The sequence below is a fragment of the Sinomonas sp. R1AF57 genome (genome assembly GCF_002224485.1).
Lineage (GTDB): Bacteria > Actinomycetota > Actinomycetes > Actinomycetales > Micrococcaceae > Sinomonas > Sinomonas flava.
In genome coordinates this window covers 1,720,650-1,747,388 of sequence record NZ_CP022463.1, presented here as the reverse complement: position 1 = coordinate 1,747,388, position 26,739 = coordinate 1,720,650, and the positions used below count along the sequence as shown (strand labels likewise).

Genomic DNA, 26,739 nt, shown 5'->3' with positions numbered 1-26,739 from the left:
GATGTCCCGGCCCCTCTTCTACGTCCCAGCCGGGGAGCTCGACGGGATCCAGCCCGGGGACCTCATCCAGGTGGGAGGGCCTGAGGGCCGCCACGCCGTCGCGGCGAAGCGTCTCGCCAGGGGCGAGGGGGTCGACCTTGCCGACGGCGCAGGCGTCCGGGCTGTCGGCACCGTCGCCGGGGCGGAAGGCCAGACGCTGACCGTGGGCGTCGAGAGGATCGCCCGTGAGCCGCGCCCGCCGTTCCGGTTCGTGCTCGTCCAGGCCCTCGCCAAGGGCGACCGCGACGAGCTCGCGGCCGAGGCCGCGACGGAGCTCGGCGTCGACGCCGTCATCCCGTGGCAGGCTGAGCGCTCGATCGTGCGGTGGAAGGGCGAGCGCGGAGAGAAGGCCCTCGCCAAGTGGCGCTCCGTCGTGGTGGCGGCGGCCAAGCAGGCGCGCCGCGCCGTGGTGCCGGCCGTCGAGGCGGCGCACGACGGCGCGCGGCTGGCCGAGCGGATCGCCTCGGCGAGGCTCGCCGTCGTCCTCCACGAAGATGCGGTCGAGCCGCTGTCTGCGGTCCTCGAGACGCTTGCGGCCCAGGACGGTGACGAGGGCGAGGTGCTCTTCGTCGTCGGGCCCGAGGGCGGGATCACCCCAGACGAGCTGGCCCGGTTCACTGCCGCGGGCGCGCGGCTCGCGCTCCTCGGTCCCCATGTCCTGCGCTCGTCCACGGCGGGCCCGGCGGCGCTGGCCCTCGCTGGCGACCGGCTCGGCCGCTGGCGGGCGCGGGACGGCCGCGCCGACTCCTAGCCGCACAGGGCTGCGTGCGCAGCTGCGGACTGTTGCCGGGGGAGGGGCCGATGGGTCAGGCGCCGACGTGCACGTCCTTTGAATCCCAGGCGGTGTTGCCGGTGTTGGGAGCGGCCGAGGCCTCCTCCTTGGGCAGCACGCGGACCTCGTAGTCGCCCGGGGGCAGGTTGACGGTGAAGGTGAACTCGCCGGGACGCGAGCTCTGGGTGCCCGGGACCACGGTCCCGCTGAGGTAGACGGAGGACTTGCCAGGCGAATCCCTGCGGAGCACCTGCCAGCCGAGCTCCTGGTCCGCTCGGGTCGACCTGCCGAACACCTTCACCGGCCCGTCGAGCCCCACGCCTTCCTGCGGGTCGATGATCCAGGCCGGGGCCAGCATCGAGGGGTCGCGCTGCATGAGCTGGCCGAGCTGCACCCGCTCGAAGGCGAGCTGGGAGGTATGCCCATCGACGAGGAGCATGACCGAGATCGGCTGGTCCGAGTCGATGAGGCCGGCACTCGCGGCGGCCGCTGTCGCGGTGTAGACGAGCTGCTGCACCGCGAGCTGGGCTGTCGGCTCGTCGACGCCGGTGTTGAACGCGTCCGCCGACACGTCCACGGTGATCACGTTCCGGCCCGAAACCGACGCGGCGAGCTTCTTCGGCGTCTGCCAGGGACTGAAGTAGTCAGGGTCGAGCGGCTTCTGGGACATCATGATGCGCAGCGCGGTCGCGATGGGATTGTCCTGGCCGCCCGCGTCCCGGAACTCGCGGTACAGGTACACGCCGTCCTTGGCGCGCCCCAGCCAGTACACCGGGGCCTTCGCCGAGGTCTGGGATGTCTCGAGGGGTGCCGAGGGCTGGGTGTTGCCGGGAACCTGGCTCGCCGTGGCTCCGGCGGCGATGCTCGGCTGGGGCGACCCGACGGCCGTGCAGCCTGCGAGCGAGACCACGGCAGCCGCGAGCACCGCAGGCACGGCCGGCCACAGCCGGCAGCGCGCGCGCAGCGCCGTGGGTCCCATGCATCCTCCGCTGGTCGTCGCCGCCTCGAGGGCGTCGCTTGTGTCCGGGGCCGCCGGGACGCCGTCGGGGTGCCCGGGCCACATTCCAGCTTGGCACAGCACCGGCGCGCGGAAGCCCCCGTGGACGCGCCCGTGTCCCAAGTGATGCGCGATTGAGACGTTGGCGCCCTCCGGCTCCTTTCGGGTCGCAGCACGGCACAGCGGCAGTAGGATGGGCGCCACGGGCGGCACGCGAGCGGCCCGGCGTAGGGCCGACGCGAGGGTTCGGCCCGGACGAGGAGAGAGACGGCCTGTGACAGCGGACTTCCCGCACACGACCCCGGCAGCACGCACTGAGGTGCTCCGATTCGGCTCGAGCGAGGAGATGGTCCAGATCCTCGGCCCGCACGATGAAGCGCTGCGCTTCATCGAGGAGCAGTTCCCAGCAGTCTCCTTCCATGCGCGCGGCAACGAGCTCACGATCGTCGGGCCTCCTGAGGAGGTGCCGCATATCCGTCGGCTCTTCGAGGAGGTCTCCGCGATGGCCGGCCAGGGCACGGCTGTGACCACCGCCTCGCTGGCCCAGCTCGTGTCGATGCTGCGCACCCAGACGGTGTCGAGCCCGTCTGAGGTGCTCACCCACAACATCCTCTCCAGCCGGGGCCGCACGATCCGCCCGAAGACGGCCAACCAGAAGAACTACGTCGACGCGATCGACGAGCACACGGTCATCTTCGGCATCGGGCCCGCCGGCACCGGCAAGACCTACCTGGCGATGGCCAAGGCCGTCCAGGCACTCCAGCACAAGGACGTCAGCCGGATCATCCTCACGCGGCCGGCGGTCGAGGCGGGGGAGAGGCTGGGCTTCCTGCCGGGTACGCTGAGCGACAAGATCGACCCCTACCTCCGCCCGCTGTACGACGCGCTGCACGACATGATGGACCCCGAGTCCATCCCGCGGCTGATGGCTGCTGGGACCATCGAGGTCGCGCCGCTGGCGTACATGCGCGGCCGTACCCTCAACGACGCGTTCATCATCCTCGACGAGGCGCAGAACACGACCCCGGAGCAGATGAAGATGTTCCTGACCCGTCTCGGGTTCGGCTCCAAGATGGTGGTCACGGGGGACGTGACGCAGGTCGACCTCCCGTCGGGGACGGCTTCCGGGCTGCGCGTGGTCCAGCAGATCCTGGCCGGCGTCGAGGACGTCAGCTTCTCCGTCCTCGAGGCGTCCGACGTCGTCCGGCACCGGCTCGTGAGCGACATCGTCGATGCGTACGGGCGCTGGGACGACGAGCAGCGCGCCGCGCAGGAGCGGCGTCGTGCCCGGGCCCGCGCGCAGGCGCCCGACGGTCCGACGCCGACTAAGCTGGAGCAGTGAGCATCGAAGTCAACAACGAGTCCGGCGTGGCCGTCGACGCGGAGGCACTCGTCCGTCTGGCCCGTTTCGTGTTCGAGCGCCTGTGGCTCCATCCCCAGACCGAGCTCTCGGTCCTCCTCGTGGACGAGGAGGCGATGGAGCGCCTGCACGTCGAGCTCATGGACGAGCCCGGGCCGACCGACGTGCTCTCAGTCCCGATGGACGAGCTGACCCCGGGGACCCCCGGCCGCCAGACCCCGCAGGGGATGCTGGGCGACATCGCCATCTGTCCCCAGGTCGCCGCGCAGCAGGCGAAGCGCGGGGGGCACTCGACCGACGACGAGATGCTCCTCCTCGCCACCCACGGCATCCTGCACCTCCTGGGCTTCGACCACGCGGAGCCGGAGGAAAGGGACGAGATGTTCACGCTCCAGAGGGAGCTGCTCACCGAGTTCCTCGGCCGCCCTGCCCCGAGCGAGACGGTGGCGTGACCCCGGTCCTCCTCTCTGTCCTGGCGCTGGTCTTCATAGCCCTCGCGGGGCTCCTCACGGCCGCGGAGGCCGCGCTCGCCTTCCTCCCGCGGCACGACGCCGAGGAGCGGATCGAAGCGGGCCAGGCGGCCGCCCTCGCAAGGATCCTCGGGGACCCCGTCCCGCACCTGCACGCCCTGCGGTTCTGGCGCATCTGGTTCGAGACTGCGGCGGCTGTTGCGGTGGCGGTCCTCGCCTTCAGCCTGCTCGACAACGTGTGGCTGGCGGGCCTGGCCGCCACCGCCGTCATGGCGCTTGTCGGGTTCCTCCTCGTCGGCGTCTCGCCGCGCCAGCTCGGCCGCCAGCACGCGCTGCCGGTGGCGGTCGCCTCGGCCCCCCTCGTGAGCGGGCTGCGCATCGCGCTGGGGCCGGTCCCGGGCTGGCTGGTCTCCCTCGGGAGCCGGGCCACCGGAACCGATCCGGGCAGCGAGGAAGCCACCTACAGCTCGACCGAGCTCCGCGAGTTCGTCGAGCGTGCGAGCGATGCCGAGGACTTCGAGGAGGAGCAGGCGGAGCTGCTCCAGTCCGTGTTCGAGCTGGGGGAGACGCTCGTGCGAGCCGTGATGGTGCCGCGCACCGACATCATCTCGATCGAGGCCGGCTCCACCTTCGCGCAGGCGATGAGCCTCTTCCTCCGCTCCGGATGCTCCCGCGTGCCCGTGTTCCGCGAGAGCCTCGACGACGTCGTGGGCATCCTCTACCTGAAGGATGTCGCTGCGCGCCTGCACCAGGACCCGGCTGCGGCCGCCGGGCGCGTCGAGGACCTGGCCCGCGAACCCCGATTCGTCCCCGAGTCCAAGCCGGTGGACGAGCTGCTCAAGGAACTCCAGAGGGAGTCGATCCACCTTGCGATCGTGGTCGACGAGTACGGCGGGACCGCGGGCCTCGTGACCCTCGAGGACCTCATCGAGGAGATCGTGGGCGAGATCGTCGACGAGTACGACGACGACGCGGCCGAATCAGTCCCTCTCGGGGACGGGCGGTTCCGGGTTGCCGCCCGGATGAGCCTCGATGACCTCGGGGAGCTGTTCGACCTCGACATCGAGGACGACGAGGTCGAGACCGTGGGCGGCCTCCTGGCGAAGGCCCTCGGGCGGGTCCCGATCGTGGGGAGCTCCGCCGAGATCCACGGGGTGCAGCTCACCGCCGAGCGCATTGAAGGCCGGCGGAACCGGGTGAGCCACATCCTGGCAGAACGAGTGCACGAACCAACCACCACCGACGAGAACGAAGAAGCAGGGACCAACCATGGCTGAGACTTCCGCAGGACACGGCACCGCGCCGGACTACCGGGCCGGATTCGCGGTGCTGGTCGGGCGGCCGAACGCGGGCAAGTCGACCCTGACCAATGCGCTCGTCGGCCAGAAGGTCGCCATCACCTCGGCCAAGCCCCAGACGACGCGGCACACGATCCGCGGGATCGTGCACCGCTCCGACGGCCAGCTGATCCTCGTCGACACGCCGGGCCTGCACCGGCCGCGCACCCTCCTGGGCCAGCGTCTGAACGACCTCGTGGCCGAGACCCTCTCGGAGGTGGACGCCATCGGGTTCTGCATTCCGGCGAACGAACGGATCGGCCCCGGGGACAGGTACATCGCGAACCAGCTGGCAGGGGTTCCCCGGAAGCCGATCGTGGCGCTCGTGACGAAGGCCGATCTCGTGGACCGTGCCGCACTGGCCGAGCAGCTCCTCGACGTCGAGGCTCTGGGCCGGGAGGTTGTCGGCGGAGAGGGCTGGAGCGACCTCGTGCCGGTCTCGGCCCAGGACGGCTACCAAGTCAAGACCGTCGAAGACGTCCTCATCGGCCACATGCCCTCCTCGCCACCGCTGTACCCGGACGGCGAGCTCACGGACGAGCCCGAGGCGGTCATGGTCGCGGAGCTCATCCGCGAGGCGGCGCTCGAGGGCGTGCGCGACGAGCTCCCGCACTCGCTCGCCGTCGTGGTCGAGGAGATCGTGCCCCGTGAGGGCCGCAGCGAGGACAACCCCCTGCTCGACGTCCGGGTGAACCTGTTCGTGGAGCGGCCGTCGCAGAAGGCCATCATCATCGGTCGGGGAGGCTCGCGGCTCCGCGAGGTCGGGACTGCCGCGCGGCGCGGGATCGAGGCGCTGCTCGGCACGCGCATCTATCTGGACCTCCACGTCAAGGTCGCCAAGGACTGGCAGAGGGATCCCAAGCAGCTGGGCAGGCTCGGTTTCTAGACGGCCCCACTCGGGTAGGCCACACTGTGACGCTGCTGCTGCCGCGTCTCCCAGCGGCCGTACAGGGCTACCGAGTAATATGGAGTGACTCAGGACCCTGACGGAAGGCCCCCTCCTTGGCTCGACGAGCTGATGACGCCGCGCCGCGGCTCGGCGGCGTGCACCATGCGCGTCGGGACGGTTCCCCCACGCCGCGGCATGCCCGCACCCCCGGAAAGAAACGCCTCTGGCTCCGCGTGACGGCAGCCGTTGCGGCCTTCGTGCTGCTCGGGGTCATCGTGTTCGCCGGCTACTGGGTGCTCAGGCTGCAGTCGAACCTCAAGCAGGCGCCGCTCTCGGCGGGCAGCGCCACCGCCGACGCGTCAAGCGACGCGAACGACCGCCTGCAGATCCTGATCATGGGCTCGGACACGCGCGACGGCGCGAACAAGGAATACGGCTCCCAGGCGGACAGTGCCGGCTACGGCAACTCCGACGTCATGATCCTCATGGACATCTCGGCGGACAACCGCCAGATCTCCATGACGAGCTTCCCCCGGGACCTCATGGTCCCCATTCCTGCGTGCACGGATCCCAAGACCAAGCAGACGTACCCCGCCCAGAGCGCAGGCCAGCTCAACTCCGCCATGAGCGAGGCCGGCCCGGGCTGCCTGCTGGATACGATCAACAAGATCACCGGCCTCACGGTCGACCATTTCCTGCTCGCGGACTTCAATGCCGTGAAAGAACTTTCGAACACGATCGGCGGCGTGCAGGTGTGCGTCAACGCCGCCGTCGACGACCCGGCCTCAGGCCTGAAGCTGAACGCCGGGACGAACACGATCCAGGGCGAACAGGCCCTCGCGTTCCTGCGCAGCCGCCACGGGGTGGGGGACGGGAGCGACCTGTCGCGGATCAAGTCGCAGCAGGCCTTCCTCGCCTCGCTCGCCCGCAAGGTGAAGTCCGACGGGACGCTGACCGACGTGCCGAAGATGCTCTCCATCGCGGACACGATCACGCGCAACCTCACCGTCGACAGCGGGCTCGCGAACCCGAAGTCCCTCCTGACCATCGGGAGCAGGCTCAAGGACGTTGACCTGTCCAAGGTCGCGTTCGTGACCGTGCCCTGGGAGCCGTACGTCAACGACCCGAACCGGGTCCAGATCAAGGAGCCCGACGCCGAGGGGCTGTTCCAGGCGATGCGCGAGGGCCGCGACCTCACGGCGCCCAAGGGGACGGCGTCGCCGTCGGACTCGGCGTCCGCAGCGCCCACGGAGACCGGCGCGGCGCCGACGAGCGCACCTCCGGCCTACAACAAGGCGATCCAGCCGGTCAGCGTGGCCAACGGCTCGGGTGTCCAAGGCCGGGCCCAGCAGATCCTCGGCTACCTCAAAGCGGACGGGTTCGCCCAGCTGCAGACGTTCGCCGCCGCTCCCAGTGCCACCACCGTCGTCTACTACAGCACCGGATTCGAAGACGTCGCCACAGACATCGCCGCGCGCTTCGGGCTCCCGGCCGCCCAGGTGCAGCCCTCCACGGCCATCCACGGCGTCCAGTTCTACGTCGGCTCGGACTTCACGGCCGGGGAGAAGTACAGTGCCCCCGTCCCGGAGAACGTCGTGGCGCAGACCGCGGCGGACGCCACGTGCCAGGCGGCCTTCGGCCACTGACACCTGGCGTCCGCCGCGGCGGGGCAGCACTCACCAGATGGTGACGCGCTCCTCGGGGTCCAGCCACATCGCGTCGCCGTCGGCCACGTCGAAGGCCTCGTGGAAGGCGTCGAGGTTCTTCACGATCGCATTCGTACGGAATTCGTTCGGCGAGTGCGGGTCGATCGAGAGGCGGCGCTGCGTCTCCTCCGGGCGGCACACCTGGCGCCAGACTGTCGCCCACGAGACGAAGAAGCGCTGCGGACCGGTGAGGCCGTCGATCACCGGGGGCTCCTGCCCGTCGAGGCTCAGCTGGTAGGCCTTGTAGGCGATGCCGAGGCCGCCGAGGTCGCCGATGTTCTCACCGAGCGTGAGCCGCCCGTTGACGGTGCTGCCCGGGGTCTCCGCGGGGGAGAGGACCTCGAACTGCTCCACGAGCTTGCCCGTGAGCGCTTCGAAGGCCGCCCGGTCCTCGTCGGACCACCAGTTCCGCAGCGCGCCGTCGCCGTCGAACTGGGAGCCCTGGTCGTCGAACCCGTGGCCGATCTCATGCCCGATCACGGCCGCGATGCCGCCGTAGTTGACCGCAGGGTCCGCCTCGGGGTGGAAGAACGGCTCCTGGAGGATGGCGGCCGGGAAGACGATCTCGTTCATCAGCGGGTGGTAGTAGGCGTTGACCGTCTGCGGGGTCATGAGCCACTTGACGCGGTCCACCGGCTTGCCGATCTCGTCGAGCAGGCGGTCCAGCTCCGCGGCGTGGGCGCGGCGGACGTTGCCGAGCAGGTCGGCCTCGTCCACCACCACCGGCGAGAAGTCGATCCACTCGTCCGGGTAGCCGATCTTGGGACGGAAGGCTGCCAGCTTGGCGAGCGCGCGCTCGCGCGTCTCGGCGCCCATCCACGGCAGCACTGAGATGCTGCGCCGATAGGCCTCGACGACGTTGTCCACGAGGGCCCGCATCGACTCCTTGTGCTCCTCGGGGAAGTGGCGGGCGACGTACAGGCGGCCCACCGCCATCCCGAGACCGGCCTCGACGGCCCCGACACCGCGCTTCCAGCGCTCCTTGTTCTCCGGTGTCCCGGACAGCACGGTGCCGTAGAAGGCGAAGTGCCGGTCGACGAAGGCAGAGGACAGGTAGGGCGCAGTCGAGCCGAGGAGGTGGCCGGTGAGCCAGAGCCTCCAGGTGCGCAGGGGGACGTCGTCCAGCAGCGCGGTGATCCCGGCGAGGTACTCGGGGTTGCCGACGACGAGCTCGGCCCGCGCGTCGGCCGTCACCCCGGTCTCCTCGGCCCAGAGGGCGAAGTGGGGGAACGCCTCGACGGCCTGGGCCTCGGTCCGGAGGTTGTACGTCTTCTGCGGGTCGCGCAGTGTGACCCGGTCCCAGTGGAGGGCCGCGATCCGCCGCTCGAGGCCCAGCACGTCCGCCGCGTCCTGGGCGGCGGTGGCCGAGCCCAGGAGGGCGAACATGTCGGCCAGATATGCCTCGTAGGCCTCGACGATCGCGGCGAACTTCTCGTCCCGGTAGTACGACTCGTCGGGGAGGCCGAGCCCGCTCTGGGAGACGTAGAGCACCACACGGTCGGGCTGGCCGGCATCGGGAGCCGCGTAGTAGCCGAGCAGGCCGTCGGCGCCCCCGCGGCCGAGGCGTGCGGAGGCCGCCACGAGCGAGGAGATGTCCTCGACGGCGTCGATCTCGGCCAGGAGGGGGGCGAGCGGCTGCGCGCCGAGCCGCTCGACGGCGTCGGCGTCCATGAAGGACCGGTAGAACGCGCCGATCTTCTCCTCGTCCGAGCCCGCGGGGTGCTCGGCGGAGGCGAGGTCCTCGATGAGCGCGCGCACGTTCTCCTCGGACAGGTCGCGCAGCTGGACGAACGTGCCCACGAGGGCGCGGTCCGCCGGGATCTCGGTGGAGCGGAGCCATCCGCCGTTGACGTGGCGGTAGAGGTCGTCCTGAGGACGGACGGTGTCGTCGAAGTACTGGCGGTCGACGCCGGACGGCGCGGCTTGGCTTGTCATCGTGCCTCCTGTATGGGGTTGCTTCATCTTAGGGATGCTATGGTGACGATGTGCCAACCGCGCTGCTTCTTCTTAGCTGCCGTGGCGGGGCCTCACGTCGCTGATCGCCGAGGGTGATCGCGCAGCGCTGATCCAGCGCAGGCCGCCCCCGCCGCGGAGTGTTCACGTGCCCGGCCGCCGTGGATCCCAGCAGCGAAGAAAGGCCTACAGTAAAACCATGCGCAACGCTCAGAAGCCCTCGGGCATGCCGGTCCACCGCTACCTCCCGTTCCACGAGCAGATCACCGTTGAACTGCCGGACCGGACGTGGCCCGACAAGCGGATCGAGAAGGCCCCGCGCTGGTGCGCGGTCGACCTCCGGGACGGCAACCAGGCGCTCATCGACCCCATGAGCCCCGCCCGCAAGCTCAAGATGTTCAAGCTCCTCGTCGACATGGGCTACAAGGAGATCGAGGTCGGGTTCCCCTCCGCCTCCCAGACCGACTTCGACTTCGTGCGCCAGCTCATCGACGGCAACCACATCCCGGACGACGTCACGATCCAGGTGCTCACCCAGGCCCGGGAACACCTGATCGAGCGCACCTACGAGGCTCTGGCCGGCTCAAAGCAGGCGATCGTGCACCTCTACAACTCGACGTCGATCCTGCAGCGGCGCGTCGTGTTCAACCAGGACGAGGACGGGATCCTGGACATCGCCGTCCAGGGCGCGCTCCTGTGCAAGAAGTACGAGGAGACCATCCCCGACACGCACATCACGTACGAGTACTCGCCCGAGTCGTTCACCGGCACCGAGCTCGAGTACGCGGCCCGCGTGTGCAATGCGGTCGCCGAGGTCTTCGAGGCGAGCGCCGACAACCAGGTGATCGTCAACCTCCCGGCGACGGTCGAGATGGCCACGCCGAACGTCTACGCCGACTCGATCGAGTGGATGAGCCGGAACCTGCACCCGCGGGAGGGCATCATCCTGTCCCTGCACCCGCACAACGACCGCGGCACGGGCGTGGCCGCCGCCGAGCTCGGATACATGGCGGGCGCCGACCGCATCGAGGGGTGCCTGTTCGGCAACGGCGAGCGCACCGGCAACGTGGACCTCGTGACCCTGGGTCTGAACATGTTCGTCCAGGGCGTGGATCCGATGATCGACTTCTCGGACATCGACGAGATCCGCCGGACGGTCGAGTACTGCAACCAGCTGCCGGTCGGCGAGCGAGTGCCCTACGGCGGGGACCTGGTCTTCACCGCGTTCTCCGGCTCGCACCAGGACGCCATCAAGAAGGGCTTCGAGGCCCTCGAGCGGGACGCCGCGGCCGCGGGCAAGGATGTGCGCGACTTCCCCTGGCAGGTGCCCTACCTGCCCATCGACCCGAAGGACCTGGGCCGCAGCTACGAGGCGGTCATCCGCGTCAACTCGCAGTCGGGCAAGGGCGGCGTCGCCTACCTCCTGAAGAACGAGCACCACCTCGACCTGCCGCGCCGCGCGCAGATCGAGTTCTCCGGCGTGATCCAGCGCCGCACCGACACGGTCGGCGGCGAGGTGAGTGCCGCGGAGCTGTGGAACATCTTCAGCGACGAGTACCTGCCCGCAGCGTCGGTCGACGGCGGGAAGCAGTGGGGCCGGTACGGCGTCGTCTCGTTCAACACCGAGACGACCGAGGACGGGACGATGACGCTGCACGCCACGCTGCGCGTCGACGGCACCCAGGTCCGCCGCATGGGCACCGGCAACGGCCCGATCGCCGCGCTCCTGGACATCTTCGCCCAGGAGGGCGTCGACGTGCGCGTCCTCGACTACAGCGAGCACGCCCTGTCCGAGGGCGGGAACGCGCGGGCCGCAGCGTACGTCGAGTGCGCAGTCGGCGAGCGCGTGCTGTGGGGCGTGGGGATCGACGCGAACACGTCGATGTCCTCGCTCAAGGCTGTCGTCTCCGCAGTCAACCGCGCCCTGCGGGACGCCGAGGCTGCCTGAGCGGCCACCTGCGCAGCGTGCGACGGCGGCGGGTGCATCCCGCCGCCGTCGCACGTTCCAAGGCCCTCGCCGTGGGAGAATGGCACCCATGGCCGAGTCGACGTTCGCATCCCGGAGCTACCGGGACGACGGCGTCGTGCTGCGCACGTACAAGCTCGGCGAGGCCGACAGGATCGTCGTGTTCCTGACCCGCCAGCATGGCCAGGTCCGGGCCGTCGCGCGCGGTGCACGGCGGACCAGGAGCCGCTTCGGGGCCCGGCTCGAGCCGTTCATGGTCGCCGACCTGCAGCTCGTCCACGGCCGTTCCCTCGACATCGTCGGACAGGCGGCCGCCCGGGCCAGCTACGGCACCACGATCGCAGCGGACTACCCGCGCTACACGGTGGCCGCCGCGATGGCGGAGATCGCCGAGCGCCTCACCGCCTCCGACTCGGACGCCTCGGCCTCCCAGTACATGCTCCTGGTCGGTGCATTGGCCGCGCTGAGCAGGGGGGCCCACGCGCCGGGGCTCATCCTCGACTCGTACCTCCTGCGGGCGCTCGCCACGGCCGGCTGGGCACCGAGCTTCACAGACTGTGCGCGGTGCGGCGAACCCGGCCCGCACGGAGCCTTCAGCGCGGCCCTGGGCGGCATCGTCTGCTCAGACTGCCGCCCTCCCGGCTCCCCGGCCCCCGCCCCTGACACCGTGCGGCTCCTCGCCGCGCTGCTCGCGGGCGACTGGCCCACGGCAGACGCCTCCGAGCCGGGCGCGCGGCGCGAGGCGGCCGGACTGGTCGCGGCCTACGCCCAGTGGCACCTCGAACGTGCCGTCGGCGCGCTCCGGCTCGTCGAACGGGAGCCGACAGTCCCCTGACGGCGAGGCGCCGCCGTCGAGCGCGAACCCGTTGCAACCCACCCGCCCCCGAGCCCGAAGGTGACCATCCCTTGAGCCCCGCCGTCCCCCGCCGAGCACGCTCGGAACGCACCGCTCCGGTCGCGCCCTACCCGCACCCGAGCGGTGCGAAGGCGCCGGACATCCCGCGCGAGTTCGTCCCACGGCATGTCGCGATTGTCATGGACGGCAATGGCCGCTGGGCCAACCAGCGCGGCCTGCCGCGCATCGAAGGGCACAAGGCGGGGGAGCCCGCGCTCCTTGACGTCATGGCCGGCGCCATCGAGCTCGGCATCGAGTACGTGTCCGTGTACGCGTTCTCCACCGAGAACTGGAAGCGCTCCCCGGAGGAGGTGCGCTTCCTCATGGGCTTCAACAAGGACGTGCTCCGGCGCCAGCGGAACACGCTGGACTCATGGGGTGTCCGCATCCGCTGGGCCGGGCGGCGGCCGAAGCTCTGGGGCTCGGTGATCAAGGAGCTCGAGGAGGCCGAGGCGTACACGCGTGGGAACTCCGTGTGCCACCTGACGATGTGCGTGAACTACGGTGGCCGGGCCGAGATCGCCGACGCCGTGGCGGCCATTGCGCGCGAGGTCGAGGCCGGACGTCTCAGCGCCCGCTCGGTGACCGAGAAGACCGTCCAGCGCTACCTCGACGAGCCGGACCTCCCGGACGTGGACCTCTTCCTCCGCAGCTCCGGCGAGCAGCGGCTGAGCAACTTCCTCCTGTGGCAGTCCGCCTACGCCGAGATGGTGTTCCTCGACACTCTCTGGCCGGACGTGGACCGCCGCACCCTGTGGGAGGCCGTGGAGATCTACGCCCGCCGCGACCGGCGCTACGGCGGCGCCGTCGACCGCGCACCCGTCGGCTAGGACTGCGGCGGCGTCGCTCCCGCCGGGGCCCGGAGCCCGTCGAGCCAGCGCCCGAGCCGAGCGTACGCTTCCGCCCGCACGGCACCGCTGGAGAGCAGGACATCGTGGAGGCCGCCCTCGACCAGCGCTTCGTCGAGATCGTCGCAGAGCCCCGCGGCGGCGCGCCGCATGGGCGCGATGGACAGCACTGCGTCCCGTTCCCGCATGTGCTCGCGCCAGACGAGCCCGGTGTCCGAGGTGGTTGAGGCGAGCAGGAGCACGGGCAGGCGGAGGCGCGGCCCCGTGCGCAGCATCCGCTGGCCCTCGAGCACGCCGTGGAGCCACCCGAGCCGCACCGGGAAGGCGTTGCGGGGGCGGAGGTCCTCCCGCAGCTCCCATTCGCCGCCCGCCTCCTTCGCCACAGCCCGCCAGAAGTAGCCCCGTGCCGGCAGCGGCAGCCGCCCGCGCGGCCACCTCATGGCGGCCGGGCGCAGCGCCGCCTCGAGGAGGCGGCCGGTGGCAGCGCCGCCATGCGCCACGAGCCACGGGCTGCTGAGCACGACGCCGGCGAGCCGCTGCTCGTGGCGCTGGGCGTAGAGCGCCGCGGCAAGCCCACCGGTCGAGTGCCCCATGAGCACGGGGGGCGCGCCGCTGTCCTGGCGCACCGCCTCGACTGCTGCGCCGACGCTCTCGAGGTAGTGTTCGGCCGACCCCACGAAGCCTGGCATCTCGCCCGCCGTGAGGCTCCGCCCGTGCTCGGGGAGGTCGAGGGCGTAGAAGCGATAGCCCCGGGCCGTGGCGAAGTGCATGAGCTCCTGGTTGAAGAAGTAGTCGCTCCAGCCGTGCACGTACAGGAGCGCGCCGGGCGGGTGGGTGCCGACGCCGTTCGCGTCGGGCGCGCTCCCGGCTGCCGGGCGGCGGGGGGCGAACCGGATCAGGGTGCCCGAGTCGCCGTGATGCCCCCGCCCGAGCGGCGCCGCCTCGACGCCGGGGCCGAGGAAGTCGTCAGTCCAGTCGAGCATCGTGTTCCTTCCGGCGGCTCCTCGATCCGAGGGTAGGCCGGTCCCGCCGTGGGAGACTAGATCCATGCGCTTCTACCCCCTCTTCTTCCGTGCTGCCTTCTCCTGGATGGACGCCGAGCGCGCGCACCGGATCGGCTTCGGCGCGATCCGTGCCGTGCACGCGTGCGGCCTGGGCCGCGTGCTCGAGCGGTTCACCGCGCCGGCGCCCTCGCTCGCCACGGAGGCCTTCGGCGTCTCCTTCCCGTCGCCGTTCGGCCTCGCGGCTGGCTTCGACAAGGAGGGCCGGGGGATCGCGGCCCTCGCAGAGCTGGGCTTCGGCCACATCGAGGTGGGGACGATCACCGGCCAGGCGCAGCCGGGAAACCCCAAGCCCCGCCTGTTCCGCCTCATCGAGGACCGCGCTGTCATCAACCGCATGGGGTTCAACAACGACGGCGCCGCTGCCGTCGCGCCCCGGATCGCGGCCGCGCGCGCCGCGCTCGAGGCCCGCTACGGCGCGCGGAGGCCGGTGATCGGGGTCAACATCGGCAAGACGAAGGCGGTCGAGCTCGAGCACGCGGTGGACGACTACCGCGCGAGCGCGCGCGAGCTCGCCCCCCTCGCGGACTATCTGGTGGTGAACGTCAGCTCGCCCAACACCCCGGGCCTGCGGCTCCTGCAGAGCGCCGAGTCCCTGCGCCCGCTGCTGGCGGCAGTGCGCGAGGAATCCGAGTGGGCCGCCGGTCGGCGCGTGCCCCTCCTGGTCAAGATCGCCCCAGACCTCTCCGATGAGGATGTCGACGACGTCGCGCGCCTCGCCCTGGACCTGGGCCTCGAGGGGATCATCGCCACCAACACGACCATCGGGCGTGAGAACCTGGCCAGCCCTGCCGAGACGGTCGAGGCCGCCGGGGCGGGCGGCCTCTCGGGGGCGCCGCTCAAGGCACGCTCGCTCGAGGTGCTCAGGCGCCTCAAGGCCGCGGTGGGGGACCGGCTCGCACTCGTCGCGGTCGGCGGGGTCGAGACCGCAGACGACGTCCGCGAGCGCCTCGACGCGGGGGCCACCCTCGTGCAGGGCTACACGGCGTTCCTCTACGAGGGCCCGTTCTGGGCCGCACAGGTCAACCGCGGCCTCGCCCGGCGCAGCGCCCCGGCGGTCCGCGCCTGAGGCACCCCACGCACGACGACGGCGCGGCACCCGGGTGGGTGCCGCGCCGTCGTGCGCTCAGCGTTGGGCGATGCCTAGGAGGGGTACTGCCCGCGCTTCACCTGCGGCTTGGGCAGCCGGAGCGGACGGAATTGGAGCGCCCGCATGCTCCCGTACCAGACCGTCCCGCGCTCGACCGCGCCGAACTTGGCGGTGAGCCGCTTCTTGAGCTGGCGCGACAGCCAGAACGTGTCCGCGAAGACGAGGAGGAACACGACCCAGAACGAGCTCAGGATGTAGATCTGCATCTGGCTGTCCTGGGGAATGATGAAGGACGCGACGACGAAGGCGAGCGCGGCGAACATGAGGTACTCGCCGAGGTTGAACCTTGCGTCGACCGTGTCGCGGGCGAAGCGCTTCTGCGGGCCGCGGTCGCGCCAGGGCATGTGGCGCTCGTCCCCGGTCTCGAGGGCGCGCCGCACGCGGACGCGCTCGTCCGCGGCGGCCTGCCGTTCGGCGGCTTTCGAGGCCTTCCTGTCAGTCGGGACGAGGGGGCGCCTGCGGGCCGCCTCCTGGTCTTTGCGACGGGGGGTCGGCGTGCCTTTGCCCGTCAGGGGCTGGGCGGGGTCCTCTTCGGGCTGCCCGGGGCTCTCGGCGGCGGGCTCGTTCTTGCGTCCAAACACCTCCCTAGAATACCGGCCGGGCGGAGCGTTGATGGGGGACGGCGCCCCTTGTACTGTCAAGCCATGCCTTCAGATGCGATCGAGCCGCCCCTGTCCGAAGACGAAGTCGCGGCGCTGCGCGACGCCGTCGCCCGTCGTTTCGGCGAAACCGTCGCCGAGCTGTCCGCGCTTGTCGCGGTTCCCGGCATCGCATGGCCGGCTTTCCCTTCGGCAGAGCTGGAACGCAGCGCCCAGGAGGTGCTCCGCCTCGTGCGCGCGGCCGGGTTCGAGGACGCCGAGATCCTCCGTGCGCCCTTGGCGGACGGAACGCTGGGCGGTCCGGCCGTGGTGGCCAGCCGCCCAGCGCACCCAGGCCAGCCGACCGTCCTGCTCTACGCCCACCACGATGTCCAGCCCCCGGGTGACCTCGAACTGTGGGACTCCGAGCCGTTCATTGCCACCGAGCGCGGCGACAGGCTCTACGGACGGGGCGCCGCGGACGACAAGGCCGGCCTGCTCGTGCACCTCGGCGCATGCCGGGCGGTCCAGGAGGTCCTCGGCGAGCGCAGCGGTGTCGGGGTCACGCTCTTCATCGAGGGGGAGGAGGAGGCCGGCTCGCCGAGCTTCCGGTCGTTCCTGGACACCTACCGCGACCGGCTTGCCGCTGATGTCATCGTCGTCGCGGACTCGAGCAACTGGTCCGTCGGGCAGCCGGCACTCACCACGAGCCTCCGAGGACTCGTCGACGGCACCTTCGAGGTCTCGGTCCTCGAGCACGCGGTGCACTCGGGTGTGTTCGGCGGCCCCGTCCTCGACGCGCCCACGCTCCTGGCCAGGCTCATCGCGACCCTCCACGACGAGGAGGGGAACGTCGCGGTGGCGGGCCTCGCCGCCGGGGACGATCCGGATGTCGACTATCCCGAGGACCAGTACCGCCGCGATGCCGGCGTGCTGGACGGCGTCCGTCTCGCCGGCAGTGGGAGCGTCGCGGCGCGCCTGTGGGCCCGACCCGCACTGTCCATCATCGGAATCGACGTCCCGAGCGTCGCCGTCGCCTCCAACACGATCCAGCCGCGTGCCCGGGCGAAGTTCAGCCTCCGCCTCGCGCCCGGCCAGGACCCCGCGGCGGCGATGGACGCCCTGCGGCGGCACGTCGAGCACCACGCGCCTTTTGGAGCGCGCGTGACATTCACTCCGGGCGAGCAGGGGAGCGCCTACCTCGCCGACACGGACTCGGCAGCGGCGCGCACCGTGCTGTGGGCGCTTGCCGCGGCGTGGGGGGTGCCCGCGGTCCGCACCGGCATGGGCGGATCCATCCCCTTCATCGCCGACCTGAAGGAGGTCTTCCCGGAGGCGGATGTCCTCATCACCGGCGTCGAGGATCCGGATTCCCGCGCGCACAGCGCCAACGAGTCCCTCCATCTGGGCGATTTCGAGAAGTGCATCGCCGCTGAGGCGCTGCTCCTGGCAGGGCTCGGACGCGCCGTGTGATCTGCGCCCAGAGGGTTGGCGATCGGCGAGAGGGGAGTCGTAGCATGGATGGAAGGCCCCGTGACGCCGGCGGCCCCGCCGCCACCGTGGCACCGAGAGAAGGTAGGGAATGAGCACTGCAACCAACGAGACCTCCGAGGCCCTCGCCTCGCACGAGGTGACCCTGACCGAGGTGGCCGCAGGCAAGGTCCGCAGCCTCCTGGAGCAGGAAGGCCGCACCGACCTCCGACTGCGCGTCTCCGTCCAGCCCGGCGGGTGCTCGGGCCTCATCTACCAGCTCTACTTCGACGAGCGCCTCCTCGACGGCGATGCCGTCCGAGACTTCGACGGCGTCGAGGTCGTCGTGGACAAGATGAGCGTGCCGTACCTCGCGGGCGCCACCATCGACTTCGAGGACACGATCTCGAAGCAGGGCTTCACCATCGACAACCCCAATGCGCAGGGCTCGTGCGCATGCGGTGATTCCTTCCACTGACGCCGCACTCCGCACGATGCATTCGGCCGTGCGCACCGGGACCTCAGGGCCTCCGGGGCGCACGGCCGACGCGTGTCCCGGACATGTGGGATATTCGCCGGGGATGGTTGTAAGCTCTACACCGAGTAGTAAAACTATGTCACCCGGTCTCGCGCGCGCTGGCTCGCCTGCCGCGCCGTCACCGGAGAGAAGCACCAAGAGGAAGGGCCGTCTGTGAGGTCGCAGAACCGAACCAGCAGCCAGCGCACTCGCATCATCACGGTCTCGGCGGTCGCCGTGACCGGTGCGCTCGCACTGTCTGGATGTTCATCCGAGGTCCAGCGTGGCTGGCTACCCACTGAGCGGGATACCACGAGCAACACGGGGATCCTGACCGACCTCTGGGTGAACTCGTGGATCGCGGCCATGGTGATCGGCCTCATCACGTGGGGCCTCATGCTCTGGTGCGTCGTCGCCTACCGCCGCCGCAAGGGCGCGACCGGCTTCCCCCGCCAGATCAGCTACAACCTGCCGCTCGAGATCTTCTACACGGCGATCCCGCTGTTCCTCATCGTGACGTTCTTCTACTTCACCGACCGTGACCAGCGCGCAGTCGACACCCCGCAGCAGAACCCCGACGTGACCGTCAATGTGGTCGGCAAGCAGTGGTCCTGGGACTTCAACTACAAGCAGGGCGGCGTCATCAAGGAGGACGTCCACGAGGGCGGCGTCCAGGCCCACCTCACCGGCCAGCCGTACAACCTCGACAGCCTGCCGACGCTGTACCTGCCGGTCAACAAGTCGGTCACCGTCGAGCTCACCTCGCGCGATGTCATCCATTCCTTCTGGGTGCCCGCGTTCCTGCAGAAGCGCGACATGATCCCCGGCAAGCCCAACACCATGTACTTCACCCCGCAGAAGGAGGGCACCTACGACGGCAAGTGTGCCGAGCTCTGCGGTGAGTATCATTCGGAGATGCTGTTCCGCGTGAAGGTCGTCTCCGAGGCGGAGTTCCAGTCACACCTGGCCGGCCTCGACAAGGGCCTGCTGGATGAGAAGTACGACCGCAACCCGAACCTGAACGAGAAGTAAGGGACCATGGCTACCTATACACAGTCGCCTTCAGCCGGCGCCCTGAGCGCGCCGGTGGTGCCGAAGTCCAAGGGACGCATCGTCGTCAACTGGATCACCTCCACGGACCACAAGACCATCGGGTACATGTACCTGATCGCCTCGTTCGTGTTCTTCTGCCTCGGTGGCGTCATGGCCCTGCTCATCCGCGCTGAGCTCTTCGAGCCGGGTATGCAGATCCTCCAGACCAAGGAGCAGTACAACCAGCTGTTCACCATGCACGGCACGGTGATGCTGCTGATGTTCGCCACTCCGCTCTTCGCCGGCTTCGCGAATGTCATCATGCCGCTCCAGATCGGTGCCCCCGACGTGGCGTTCCCGCGTCTGAACGCCCTGGCCTTCTGGTTCTTCCTCTTCGGCTCCACCATCGCGGTCGCCGGCTTCATCACCCCTCAGGGCGCCGCCTCGTTCGGCTGGTTCGCCTACGCGCCGCTGTCGAACACGACGTTCACCCCGGGCGTCGGAGGCGACCTGTGGGTCTTCGGCCTCGCGCTTTCGGGCTTCGGCACGATCATGGGCGCGGTCAACTTCATCACCACGATCATCTGCATGCGCGCTCCGGGCATGACCATGTGGCGCATGCCGATCTTCACCTGGAACACGCTCATCACCGGCATCCTGGTCCTCATGGCGTTCCCGCCGCTCGCGGCGGCCCTGTTCGGCCTCGGCGCCGACCGCCGGTTCGGCGCGCACATCTTCGATCCTGAGAACGGCGGTGCCGTCCTCTGGCAGCACCTGTTCTGGTTCTTCGGCCACCCGGAGGTGTACATCATCGCCCTGCCGTTCTTCGGCATCGTCTCCGAGATCTTCCCGGTCTTCAGCCGCAAGCCGATCTTCGGCTACAAGGGCCTCGTGTTCGCCACCATTGCGATTGCCGCCCTCTCGGTCACGGTGTGGGCGCACCACATGTACGTCACGGGCGCCGTCCTGCTGCCGTTCTTCTCATTCATGACGATGCTGATCGCCGTTCCGACCGGCGTGAAGTTCTTCAACTGGATCGGCACCATGTGGCGCGGTTCGATCACGTTCGAGACCCCGATGCTGTGGAGCCTCGGCTTCCTCATCACCTTCCTCTTCGGTGGCCTGACCGGCATCATCCTGGCCTCCCCGCCGCTGGACTTCCACGTCTCCGACACCTACTTCGTGGTGGCCCACTTCCACTACGTCGTGTTCGGCACGGTGGTGTTCGCGATGTTCGCAGGGTTCTACTTCTGGTGGCCCAAGTGGACGGGCAAGATGCTCAACGAGCGGCTCGGCAAGATCCACTTTTGGCTCCTGCTCATCGGGTTCCACGGCACGTTCCTCATCCAGCACTGGCTCGGCGTCATGGGCATGCCCCGTCGCTACGCCGACTACCTGATCGAGGACAACTTCACGGCGATGAACCAGTTCTCGACGATCGCCTCGTTCGTCCTGGGCGCCTCGCTGATCCCGTTCTTCTGGAACGTGTACATCACGGCGCGCAGCGGCAAGAAGGTCACCGTGGATGATCCGTGGGGCTTCGGCGCCTCGCTCGAGTGGGCCACCTCGTGCCCGCCGCCGCGCCACAACTTCACGTCCCTGCCGCGCATCCGCTCGGAGCGCCCCGCGCTGGACCTGCACCACCCGGAGCTCTCGATGGCCGGTGCGATCCAGCACGCGGGAACTGCCGCGGCAGCTGTGACCTCCGCCGACCGGAAGGACCGCACCAAGTGAAAATTGAATCCTGGCTCTTCGGCACGGGTGTGTTCTTCTTCGTCCCGGTGGCCCTCATCTACGGGTGGCTGGTCAACTGGACCGAATGGGTCGGCATCCTCGGCATGCTCCTCCTCGGCGGTCTCGCCGGGATGATCGGCAGCTACCTCGGAGTGACCGCGAAGCGCGTCGGCATGCGTCCCGAGGACCGCGAGGACGCCGAGATCCACGAGGGTGCCGGCGAGCAGGGGCACTTCAGCCCCTGGAGCTGGTGGCCGCTGGTCCTCGGTGCCGCGTGCGCGATCGCGTTCCTCGGCGTGGCTGTCGGCTGGTGGATCCTCTTCATCGGCGCCGGGCTCGGTCTCGTGGCGCTGGTCGGCTGGGTCTTCGAGTACAGCCGCGGCGACCACGCCCACTGAGCACCGCTCACCAACACCGCTCTGACGAGGCCTGGGGCCGGCATCCTTCGGGAGGCCGGCCCCAGGCCTTGTCTGCGTGCGCGCACTGTGCGGGCGACCTCACCACCGGCGGCGTTCCCGCCGATTCCGGGCCCTGTGGCACGATGGAGACGGAACCAGAAATGAGGAGTCCTGTGGACAACGCAGAGGCCATTGAGGGCCAGCTGGACCGCGCCTCCAAGACGGCGATGTATGTCCAGCTCCGTGAGATCCTCCGATCGCACATCAGCACCCGGTTGGCTCCGGGTGCCGCCCTGCCCTCGGAACGAGACCTCTCCCTGCGCTTCGGCGTGGCGCGCATGACGGTGCGGCAGGCCATCGACGCCCTCGTGGCCGAGGGAGTGCTCGACAGGATCGTCGGCCTCGGCACGTTCGTCAGCCGCCCGAAGCTCGACCTGCAGATGAAGCTGACCTCGTACAGCGAGGAGATGCAGCGCCGCGGGATGGTGCCCGACGCGCGGGTCCTGAGCTTCGAGCAGATCGGTGCGTCCGCGTACCTGGCCCGTGAGCTGCAGGTCGACGAGGGCACACCGGTCGTGCGGTTCCGTCGCCTCCTGCTTGCGGACAAGGAGCCCATGAGCGTCGACGAGAACTACATCGTCGCCAGCCGTGTCCCCGGCTTCGTCGACGGTCCGCCGCCCACGTCCCTGTACCAGGTGCTGAGCGAGCAGTACGGACTCGTCATGGAGTGGGGCGAGGACACCATCGAGGCGACGGCTGCCTCGCCGTCGACGGCCCGCTTGCTGAACGTCGACATGGGAGCGCCGCTGCTGAAGATCCAGCGGCATGCCTACGTCTCGAAGTCCGTCGTGGACTACTCGGTCTCCTACTACCGAGCCGACCGCTACAAGCTCTGGGTGCCCCTCCAACGGCCTGGGGCGCGCTCGCCCCGCAGCTACTCCTCCAAGAGGTTCACGGGCCTCTGACGCCCCTTCTGTGGCCTGTCAGGGCTTCTCACCACGCGCCCGCACACTACCCCAGCAGACAAGTCAGAGGGCCCCGCAGCTGCTGCTGCGGGGCCCTCTGACTGTGACGGTGTTTCTGTCGCCTAGCGGCGACCGAGGCTCTTCGCCTCTTCGGCGGGCTCGATGGCCTCGTGGTGCCCATGCGCATGGGCGGCCTCGAGCTCGGCCGGAGTGGCCGGCGCGACGCGGTCCTCGAAGAACCACCGCGAGAGTTTGGCGCGGCGGCGCTCCTTCCGATCGACGACGCCCTTGGCGTTCGGCTGGGCGGGGAGCACCTCGGGCGACTCGAAGCCCACCAGCCGGTAGCGCTTGTACTCGTCCAGCGGCGCGTGGACCTCGATGAACTCGCCGTGCGGGAGGCGTACGATGCGTCCGGTCTCCCGGCCGTGCAGCGCGATCTCGCGGTCCTTGCGCTGGAGCGCCAGGGCCACACGCTTCGTCACCACGAAGGCGATGATCGGGCCGAGGAAGAACAGCGTGCGCAGCCAGTACGTCACGTCATTGAGCGAGACATGGAAATGCGTCGCGATCAGGTCCGAGCTGGCCGCGGCCCACATGACGCAGTAGAACGTGAATCCGGCCATGCCGATCGCGGTACGCGTGGGGGCGTTGCGGGGGCGGTCGAGAACGTGGTGCTCGCGCTCGTCCTTCGTGATCCACCGCTCGATCCACGGGTACGTGAACAGGACAGTGAAGACGATGCCCGCGGGCACCAGGGCCGGGAGGAGGACGTTGAGCGTCAGCGTCTGCCCGAAGATCACGAACTCGAAGTGCTGGCGGTAGCCGTCGAGCGAGCCGAGCACGCCCGGCATCAGGCGAAGCGCGCCGTCGACCCATCCGATGTACCAGTCGGGCTGCGTGCCTGCGGACACCGGGGAGGGGTCGTACGGGCCGTAGTTCCAGATCGGGTTGATGGTGAAGAAGGCAGCCATTGCGGCGATCACGCCGAACACGATGAAGAAGAAGCCGCCGGCCTTCGCCGCGTAGACCGGGCCCAGCGGGTAGCCGACGACGTTGCCGTCATTGCGACCCGGGCCAGGGTACTGCGTGTGCTTGTGGACGACCACGAAGAGCAGGTGCAGCGCGACGAACAGCAGGATCATTGCCGGCACCAGCAGGATGTGGAGCACGTAGAGGCGGCCGATGATCGCGGTTCCCGGGAACTCTCCGCCGAACAGGAAGAACGAGATCCAGGTGCCGATGATCGGGATCGACTTGATCACGCCGTCGATGATGCGCAGGCCGTTGCCCGAAAGCAGGTCATCCGGCAGGGAGTAGCCGGTGAAACCGGCCGCCATGCCCAGGATGAGGAGCACGCCGCCGATGACCCAGTTCATCTCGCGCGGCTTGCGGAATGCGCCCGTGAAGAACACGCGCAGCATGTGCACGGCCATAGCAGCCACGAAGAGCAGAGCGGCCCAGTGGTGCACCTGGCGCATGAACAGCCCGCCGCGCACCTCGAACGAGATATGCAGCGAGGACTGATACGCGACGGACATCTCCATGCCGCGCAGCGGCACGTACGCGCCGTCGTAGTGCGTCTCCGCCATCGACGGGTCGAAGAAGAAGGTCAGGAAGGTTCCCGACATCAGCAGGATGACGAAGCTGTAGAGGGCAACCTCGCCGAACATGAACGACCAGTGGTCGGGGAAGACCTTCCGGCCGAATTCGCGGACCGCGGCCGAAGCACCGGTCCGCTGGTCGACGAAGTCGGCGATGCGGCCGACCTTCGTCGGCGGCTGGTAGGTGGAGGCGGTAGCGCCGCTCACGAGTACTCACGCTCCCAGTAGCTAGGTCCAACAGGTTCGTGGAAGTCCGACGACGCCACGAGATAGCCATCGGCGTCCACCTCGATCGGCAGCTGCGGCAGCGGACGGCTGGCCGGGCCGAAGATCACCTGGCACTCGTGCGTGAGGTCGAAGGTCGACTGGTGGCACGGGCACAGGAGGTGGTGCGTCTGCTGCTCGTAGAGAGCCACGGGGCAGCCGACGTGCGTGCAGATCTTCGAGTAGGCGACGATGCCGTTGTAGCTCCAGTTCTCGCGGCCGGCGGAGATGTGCAGGTCAGCCGGGTTGAGACGCATGAGCAGGACGACGGCCTTGGCCTTCTCGTTGAGCTTGCCCTCGGCAAGGTCATTCAGGCCCTCGGGGATGACGTGGAAGGCGGAGCCGATCGTGACGTCGGAGGCCTTGATCGGCGTTCCGTCGGGATCACGCGTGAGGCGGACCTTCTTGCCGTCCTTGGGGGCCCACATGGTGTGGCGCAGCTTGTCGTTGGCGTTGGGGCCGAGGTCACCGAACACCGCGAGGGCGGGGAGCGGGGCCAGAGCCACAGCACCGATCAGGGTGTTGCGGATGAGGGGGCGGCGCTTGATGCCGGTCTCCTCGATGATGTCATCGACGATCTTGACGGCCGCGACGCGGTCGTCTTCCTCGCGGACGGGGTGACGGGCCTCGGAGACCTCGTGGTCCGGCATGAGCGCCTTGGCCCAGTGCACGATGCCCGTCCCGATGCCCAGCATCGCGAAGGCCGTCCCGATGCCCAGCAGGATGTTCTGCGTGCGGACGGTCGCGATGTCGGAGTTGTGCCCAAGATCGATGGCGAAGTACGCCACGAGGAACACGATCGTGCCGATCACCGAGATGATGAACAGCGCCGTGACCTGGCGCTCAGCGCGCTTCGCAGCCTTGGGGTCGGTGTCAGCCAGACGGAGGCGGTGCGGCGGGAGACCCGGGTCCGCGAACTTCTGCTCCGTCTGACCAGCCGTAGCTACGGCGCCCCCGTGCTGGGGAGAGCCGTCACTATGGTTGCCCATATTTCCCCTCATCCTTCCTGGCCCCCGATGTGTCGCGGGGACGGTGTTCAAATCTTCGCCGCCACGGGGGCGGCCCATATTGCGGTGCGCGCTGTCGCGTCAGGAGGTGCGCGACGTCAGCCAGATCGTGAAGGCGATGATGACGCCGAGGCCGGCGACCCACACGAACAGGCCCTCAGAGACCGGGCCGAGGGACCCGAGGTCGGCGCCGCCGGGGGAGCCCTGGGTCTCGATGGTCTTGAGGAAGGTGATGATGTCGCGCTTGCCTTCCGGCGAGATGTTCGCGTCAGAGAAGACCGGCATGTTCTGCGGGCCCGTGGCCATCGCCTCGTAGATGTGCTTCTCCGACACACCCGCGAGCGACGGGGCGAACTTGCCGCGCGTCAGAGCGCCGCCTGCTGCCGCGGCGTTGTGGCACATGGCGCAGTTGACGCGGAAGAGCTCGCCGCCGTGCGTGGCGTCGCCGCCCTTGTCGAGCATGGATTCGTCCGGGAGGGCCGGACCGGCGCCGAGCGAGGCTACGTAGGCCGAGAGCTGCTTGGTCTGCTCCTCGGTGAACTGCACGGGCTTCTTGTAGGCCTGCGGGCCCTGCATCTGCATGGGCATGCGGCCGGTGCCGACCTGGAAGTCGACGGCAGCGGCGCCGACGCCCACGAGGGACGGCCCGGAGGCCGTGCCGGAGGCGCCCATGCCGTGGCATGTGGCGCAGTTTGCCACGAAGAGCTTCTCGCCCTCGCTGACGTCCGACGCCGAGTACGTGGTTTCCGCCTTCGCCGAATTGGCCGCGTTGGCCACGTAGTAGAGACCGCCTGTCAGCAGCAGTCCCATGACCAGCAGCGCTAGGACTGCCAGCGGGTGACGCCGCTTCTGCGAGAGTGCCTTCACGAAATCGTTCCTATCCGTTTCCTGCCGCCGCCATGGGGGCGCGGGTGCGAGATGTGCTGCTGTGCTCCGGGTGCTACTTGAGGACGTAGATGACCAGGAAGAGGCCGATCCACACCACGTCCACGAAGTGCCAGTAGTACGACGTGACGATGGCCGAGGTCGCCTCGTAGTGCCCGAAGCGCTTGGCTGCGAACGCACGTCCGATGATGAAGAGGAAGGCGACGAGGCCGCCGATCACGTGGAGGCCGTGGAAGCCGGTGGTGATGTAGAACGCGGAGCCGTAGGCGTTCGAGGAGAGCGAGACGTGCTCGGAGACGAGCATCGTGTACTCGGTGGCCTGGCCGGCAACGAAGAACGCGCCCATGAGGAACGTCAGCAGGAACCACTCGGTCATGCCCCAGCGTCCGAACGCGAAGACGCCGCCGCTGCGGCGGGGCTGGAGCCGCTCGGCGGCGAAGACGCCCATCTGGCAGGTGAACGAGCTCGCCACGAGGACGATGGTGTTCACCAGCGCGAAGGGGAAGTTGAGCTTGGCCGTCTCCTCCGCCCACAGCTCGCCGGAGGCGGCGCGCAGGGAGAAGTACATGGCAAAGAGGCCGGCGAAGAACATCAGCTCGCTGGACAGCCACACCACGGTCCCGACCGAGACCATGTTGGGGCGATTCAGCGTGGGATGTGCCGGGGTTGTCGGGGCATGAGTCGCTGTCGTCACAAGGACATTATGTCTACAAACCTCAGGTTCGCCCAACGCGAACCGCCCCTTCCGGGAACTTTTTCTACAAACCCTCGAAATCATGCGGATCCGCGGGGATCCGCGGCGGAAGCCCTGTGGCCGGGGTCATGCTTTGCACCCTCGCTGGCGT

Annotated in this window: 24 protein-coding genes; 16 read left to right on the top strand and 8 right to left on the bottom strand. The window is 69.3% G+C overall.

Features of this window, described 5'->3' with window-relative positions; all coding sequences use genetic code 11:
• Position 1: 1 nt before the first annotated feature.
• Positions 2-790, top strand: coding sequence for a 16S rRNA (uracil(1498)-N(3))-methyltransferase (locus CGQ25_RS08015; RefSeq protein ID WP_208712600.1), 789 nt, complete (start codon positions 2-4; stop codon positions 788-790).
• 55 nt (positions 791-845) lie between these two features.
• Here CGQ25_RS08015 and CGQ25_RS08010 read toward each other — a convergent pair whose 3' ends face one another.
• A complete protein-coding gene (locus tag CGQ25_RS08010) occupies positions 846-1,790 on the bottom strand; it encodes a GerMN domain-containing protein (RefSeq protein WP_208712599.1) in 945 nt (314 codons plus the stop codon).
• A gap of 211 nt (positions 1,791-2,001) precedes the next feature.
• On the opposite strand from CGQ25_RS08010, the gene CGQ25_RS08005 reads away from it, so the two are divergent.
• The 5 genes from CGQ25_RS08005 (at position 2,002) to CGQ25_RS07985 (ending at position 7,510) form a co-directional block, all read left to right on the top strand.
• Positions 2,002-3,150 carry a PhoH family protein gene (locus CGQ25_RS08005; protein WP_208712598.1) on the top strand — a complete coding sequence of 383 codons (1,149 nt, stop codon included), beginning with the start codon at positions 2,002-2,004 and terminating at the stop codon, positions 3,148-3,150.
• Positions 3,147-3,620 (top strand): rRNA maturation RNase YbeY, encoded by a 474-nt coding sequence (gene ybeY, locus CGQ25_RS08000; protein ID WP_208712597.1) that lies wholly within the window; start codon positions 3,147-3,149, stop codon positions 3,618-3,620. The genes CGQ25_RS08005 and ybeY overlap by 4 nt, the downstream gene beginning before the upstream one ends.
• Positions 3,617-4,915 (top strand): hemolysin family protein, encoded by a 1,299-nt coding sequence (locus CGQ25_RS07995; RefSeq protein ID WP_208712596.1) that lies wholly within the window; start codon positions 3,617-3,619, stop codon positions 4,913-4,915. The genes ybeY and CGQ25_RS07995 overlap by 4 nt, the downstream gene beginning before the upstream one ends.
• A complete protein-coding gene (era, locus tag CGQ25_RS07990) occupies positions 4,908-5,861 on the top strand; it encodes a GTPase Era (RefSeq protein WP_208712595.1) in 954 nt (317 codons plus the stop codon). The genes CGQ25_RS07995 and era overlap by 8 nt, the downstream gene beginning before the upstream one ends.
• 236 nt (positions 5,862-6,097) lie before the next feature.
• Positions 6,098-7,510: an LCP family protein gene (locus CGQ25_RS07985; RefSeq protein ID WP_255405668.1), complete on the top strand. Its 1,413-nt coding sequence runs from the start codon at positions 6,098-6,100 to the stop codon at positions 7,508-7,510.
• Between the two features lie 30 nt (positions 7,511-7,540).
• Here CGQ25_RS07985 and CGQ25_RS07980 read toward each other — a convergent pair whose 3' ends face one another.
• Positions 7,541-9,505, bottom strand: coding sequence for a M13 family metallopeptidase (locus CGQ25_RS07980; RefSeq protein ID WP_208712594.1), 1,965 nt, complete (start codon positions 9,503-9,505; stop codon positions 7,541-7,543).
• A 217-nt stretch (positions 9,506-9,722) separates the two neighbouring features.
• On the opposite strand from CGQ25_RS07980, the gene leuA reads away from it, so the two are divergent.
• The 3 genes from leuA to CGQ25_RS07965 all read left to right on the top strand — a co-directional run bounded on the left by leuA (position 9,723) and on the right by CGQ25_RS07965 (position 13,214).
• A complete protein-coding gene (leuA, locus tag CGQ25_RS07975; RefSeq protein WP_208712593.1) occupies positions 9,723-11,471 on the top strand; it encodes a 2-isopropylmalate synthase in 1,749 nt (582 codons plus the stop codon).
• Positions 11,472-11,559: 88 nt separating this feature from the next.
• Positions 11,560-12,324, top strand: coding sequence for a DNA repair protein RecO (gene recO, locus CGQ25_RS07970; protein ID WP_208712592.1), 765 nt, complete (start codon positions 11,560-11,562; stop codon positions 12,322-12,324).
• Between the two features lie 71 nt (positions 12,325-12,395).
• Complete coding sequence (locus tag CGQ25_RS07965) at positions 12,396-13,214, top strand: isoprenyl transferase (RefSeq protein WP_208712591.1); 819 nt, start codon at positions 12,396-12,398, stop codon at positions 13,212-13,214.
• On the opposite strand, the gene CGQ25_RS07960 is transcribed toward CGQ25_RS07965, so the two are convergent.
• On the bottom strand, positions 13,211-14,215 hold the full coding sequence (locus CGQ25_RS07960; RefSeq protein ID WP_208712590.1) for an alpha/beta hydrolase: 1,005 nt from the start codon (positions 14,213-14,215) through the stop codon (positions 13,211-13,213). The two genes, CGQ25_RS07965 and CGQ25_RS07960, sit on opposite strands and share 4 nt — an antisense overlap.
• 64 nt (positions 14,216-14,279) lie before the next feature.
• On the opposite strand from CGQ25_RS07960, the gene CGQ25_RS07955 reads away from it, so the two are divergent.
• Positions 14,280-15,362: a quinone-dependent dihydroorotate dehydrogenase gene (locus tag CGQ25_RS07955; protein ID WP_208712589.1), complete on the top strand. Its 1,083-nt coding sequence runs from the start codon at positions 14,280-14,282 to the stop codon at positions 15,360-15,362.
• Between the two features lie 74 nt (positions 15,363-15,436).
• Here CGQ25_RS07955 and CGQ25_RS07950 read toward each other — a convergent pair whose 3' ends face one another.
• Positions 15,437-16,024, bottom strand: coding sequence for a DUF3043 domain-containing protein (locus CGQ25_RS07950; RefSeq protein ID WP_208712588.1), 588 nt, complete (start codon positions 16,022-16,024; stop codon positions 15,437-15,439).
• A gap of 63 nt (positions 16,025-16,087) precedes the next feature.
• On the opposite strand from CGQ25_RS07950, the gene CGQ25_RS07945 reads away from it, so the two are divergent.
• The 6 genes from CGQ25_RS07945 to CGQ25_RS07920 all read left to right on the top strand — a co-directional run bounded on the left by CGQ25_RS07945 (position 16,088) and on the right by CGQ25_RS07920 (position 22,137).
• Positions 16,088-17,494 (top strand): dipeptidase, encoded by a 1,407-nt coding sequence (locus CGQ25_RS07945; protein ID WP_208712587.1) that lies wholly within the window; start codon positions 16,088-16,090, stop codon positions 17,492-17,494.
• Between the two features lie 109 nt (positions 17,495-17,603).
• A complete protein-coding gene (locus CGQ25_RS07940) occupies positions 17,604-17,969 on the top strand; it encodes an iron-sulfur cluster assembly accessory protein (protein ID WP_208712586.1) in 366 nt (121 codons plus the stop codon).
• Between the two features lie 213 nt (positions 17,970-18,182).
• A complete protein-coding gene (coxB, locus tag CGQ25_RS07935) occupies positions 18,183-19,040 on the top strand; it encodes a cytochrome c oxidase subunit II (RefSeq protein ID WP_208712585.1) in 858 nt (285 codons plus the stop codon).
• A gap of 6 nt (positions 19,041-19,046) precedes the next feature.
• The gene (ctaD, locus tag CGQ25_RS07930; protein WP_208712584.1) at positions 19,047-20,774 is read left to right on the top strand and encodes a cytochrome c oxidase subunit I; all 1,728 of its coding nucleotides are present in this window, start codon (positions 19,047-19,049) and stop codon (positions 20,772-20,774) included.
• Positions 20,771-21,172, top strand: a complete 402-nt coding sequence (locus CGQ25_RS07925; protein ID WP_208712583.1) for a cytochrome c oxidase subunit 4 — start codon at positions 20,771-20,773, stop codon at positions 21,170-21,172. The genes ctaD and CGQ25_RS07925 overlap by 4 nt, the downstream gene beginning before the upstream one ends.
• A gap of 227 nt (positions 21,173-21,399) precedes the next feature.
• Entirely contained in the window at positions 21,400-22,137 is a 738-nt protein-coding gene (locus CGQ25_RS07920; RefSeq protein ID WP_369802324.1) for a GntR family transcriptional regulator, read from the top strand.
• A 122-nt stretch (positions 22,138-22,259) separates the two neighbouring features.
• On the opposite strand, the gene CGQ25_RS07915 is transcribed toward CGQ25_RS07920, so the two are convergent.
• From CGQ25_RS07915 to CGQ25_RS07900, 4 genes are all read right to left on the bottom strand, one after another.
• A complete protein-coding gene (locus CGQ25_RS07915; RefSeq protein WP_208712581.1) occupies positions 22,260-23,945 on the bottom strand; it encodes a cytochrome bc complex cytochrome b subunit in 1,686 nt (561 codons plus the stop codon).
• Entirely contained in the window at positions 23,942-24,991 is a 1,050-nt protein-coding gene (locus tag CGQ25_RS07910) for a ubiquinol-cytochrome c reductase iron-sulfur subunit (protein ID WP_208712580.1), read from the bottom strand. Before CGQ25_RS07910 ends, CGQ25_RS07915 begins: the two co-directional genes overlap by 4 nt.
• 99 nt (positions 24,992-25,090) lie before the next feature.
• Entirely contained in the window at positions 25,091-25,876 is a 786-nt protein-coding gene (locus CGQ25_RS07905; RefSeq protein WP_208712579.1) for a c-type cytochrome, read from the bottom strand.
• 73 nt (positions 25,877-25,949) lie between these two features.
• Entirely contained in the window at positions 25,950-26,588 is a 639-nt protein-coding gene (locus tag CGQ25_RS07900; RefSeq protein ID WP_208712578.1) for a heme-copper oxidase subunit III, read from the bottom strand.
• Positions 26,589-26,739 lie beyond the last annotated feature (151 nt).

Excerpts from the sequence above, each read along its gene's own strand:
- CGQ25_RS08015 (WP_208712600.1), top strand. The coding sequence starts at position 2 with ATGTCCCGGCCCCTCTTCTACGTCCCAGCCGGGGAGCTCGACGGGATC.
- CGQ25_RS08010 (WP_208712599.1), bottom strand. The coding sequence starts at position 1,790 with ATGGGACCCACGGCGCTGCGCGCGCGCTGCCGGCTGTGGCCGGCCGTG.
- CGQ25_RS08005 (WP_208712598.1), top strand. The coding sequence starts at position 2,002 with ATGGGCGCCACGGGCGGCACGCGAGCGGCCCGGCGTAGGGCCGACGCG.
- era (WP_208712595.1), top strand. The coding sequence starts at position 4,908 with ATGGCTGAGACTTCCGCAGGACACGGCACCGCGCCGGACTACCGGGCC.
- CGQ25_RS07980 (WP_208712594.1), bottom strand. The coding sequence starts at position 9,505 with ATGACAAGCCAAGCCGCGCCGTCCGGCGTCGACCGCCAGTACTTCGAC.
- leuA (WP_208712593.1), top strand. The coding sequence starts at position 9,723 with ATGCGCAACGCTCAGAAGCCCTCGGGCATGCCGGTCCACCGCTACCTC.
- recO (WP_208712592.1), top strand. The coding sequence starts at position 11,560 with ATGGCCGAGTCGACGTTCGCATCCCGGAGCTACCGGGACGACGGCGTC.
- CGQ25_RS07960 (WP_208712590.1), bottom strand. The coding sequence starts at position 14,215 with ATGCTCGACTGGACTGACGACTTCCTCGGCCCCGGCGTCGAGGCGGCG.
- CGQ25_RS07955 (WP_208712589.1), top strand. The coding sequence starts at position 14,280 with ATGCGCTTCTACCCCCTCTTCTTCCGTGCTGCCTTCTCCTGGATGGAC.
- CGQ25_RS07945 (WP_208712587.1), top strand. The coding sequence starts at position 16,088 with ATGCCTTCAGATGCGATCGAGCCGCCCCTGTCCGAAGACGAAGTCGCG.
- CGQ25_RS07940 (WP_208712586.1), top strand. The coding sequence starts at position 17,604 with ATGAGCACTGCAACCAACGAGACCTCCGAGGCCCTCGCCTCGCACGAG.
- ctaD (WP_208712584.1), top strand. The coding sequence starts at position 19,047 with ATGGCTACCTATACACAGTCGCCTTCAGCCGGCGCCCTGAGCGCGCCG.
- CGQ25_RS07920 (WP_369802324.1), top strand. The coding sequence starts at position 21,400 with ATGTATGTCCAGCTCCGTGAGATCCTCCGATCGCACATCAGCACCCGG.
- CGQ25_RS07910 (WP_208712580.1), bottom strand. The coding sequence starts at position 24,991 with ATGGGCAACCATAGTGACGGCTCTCCCCAGCACGGGGGCGCCGTAGCT.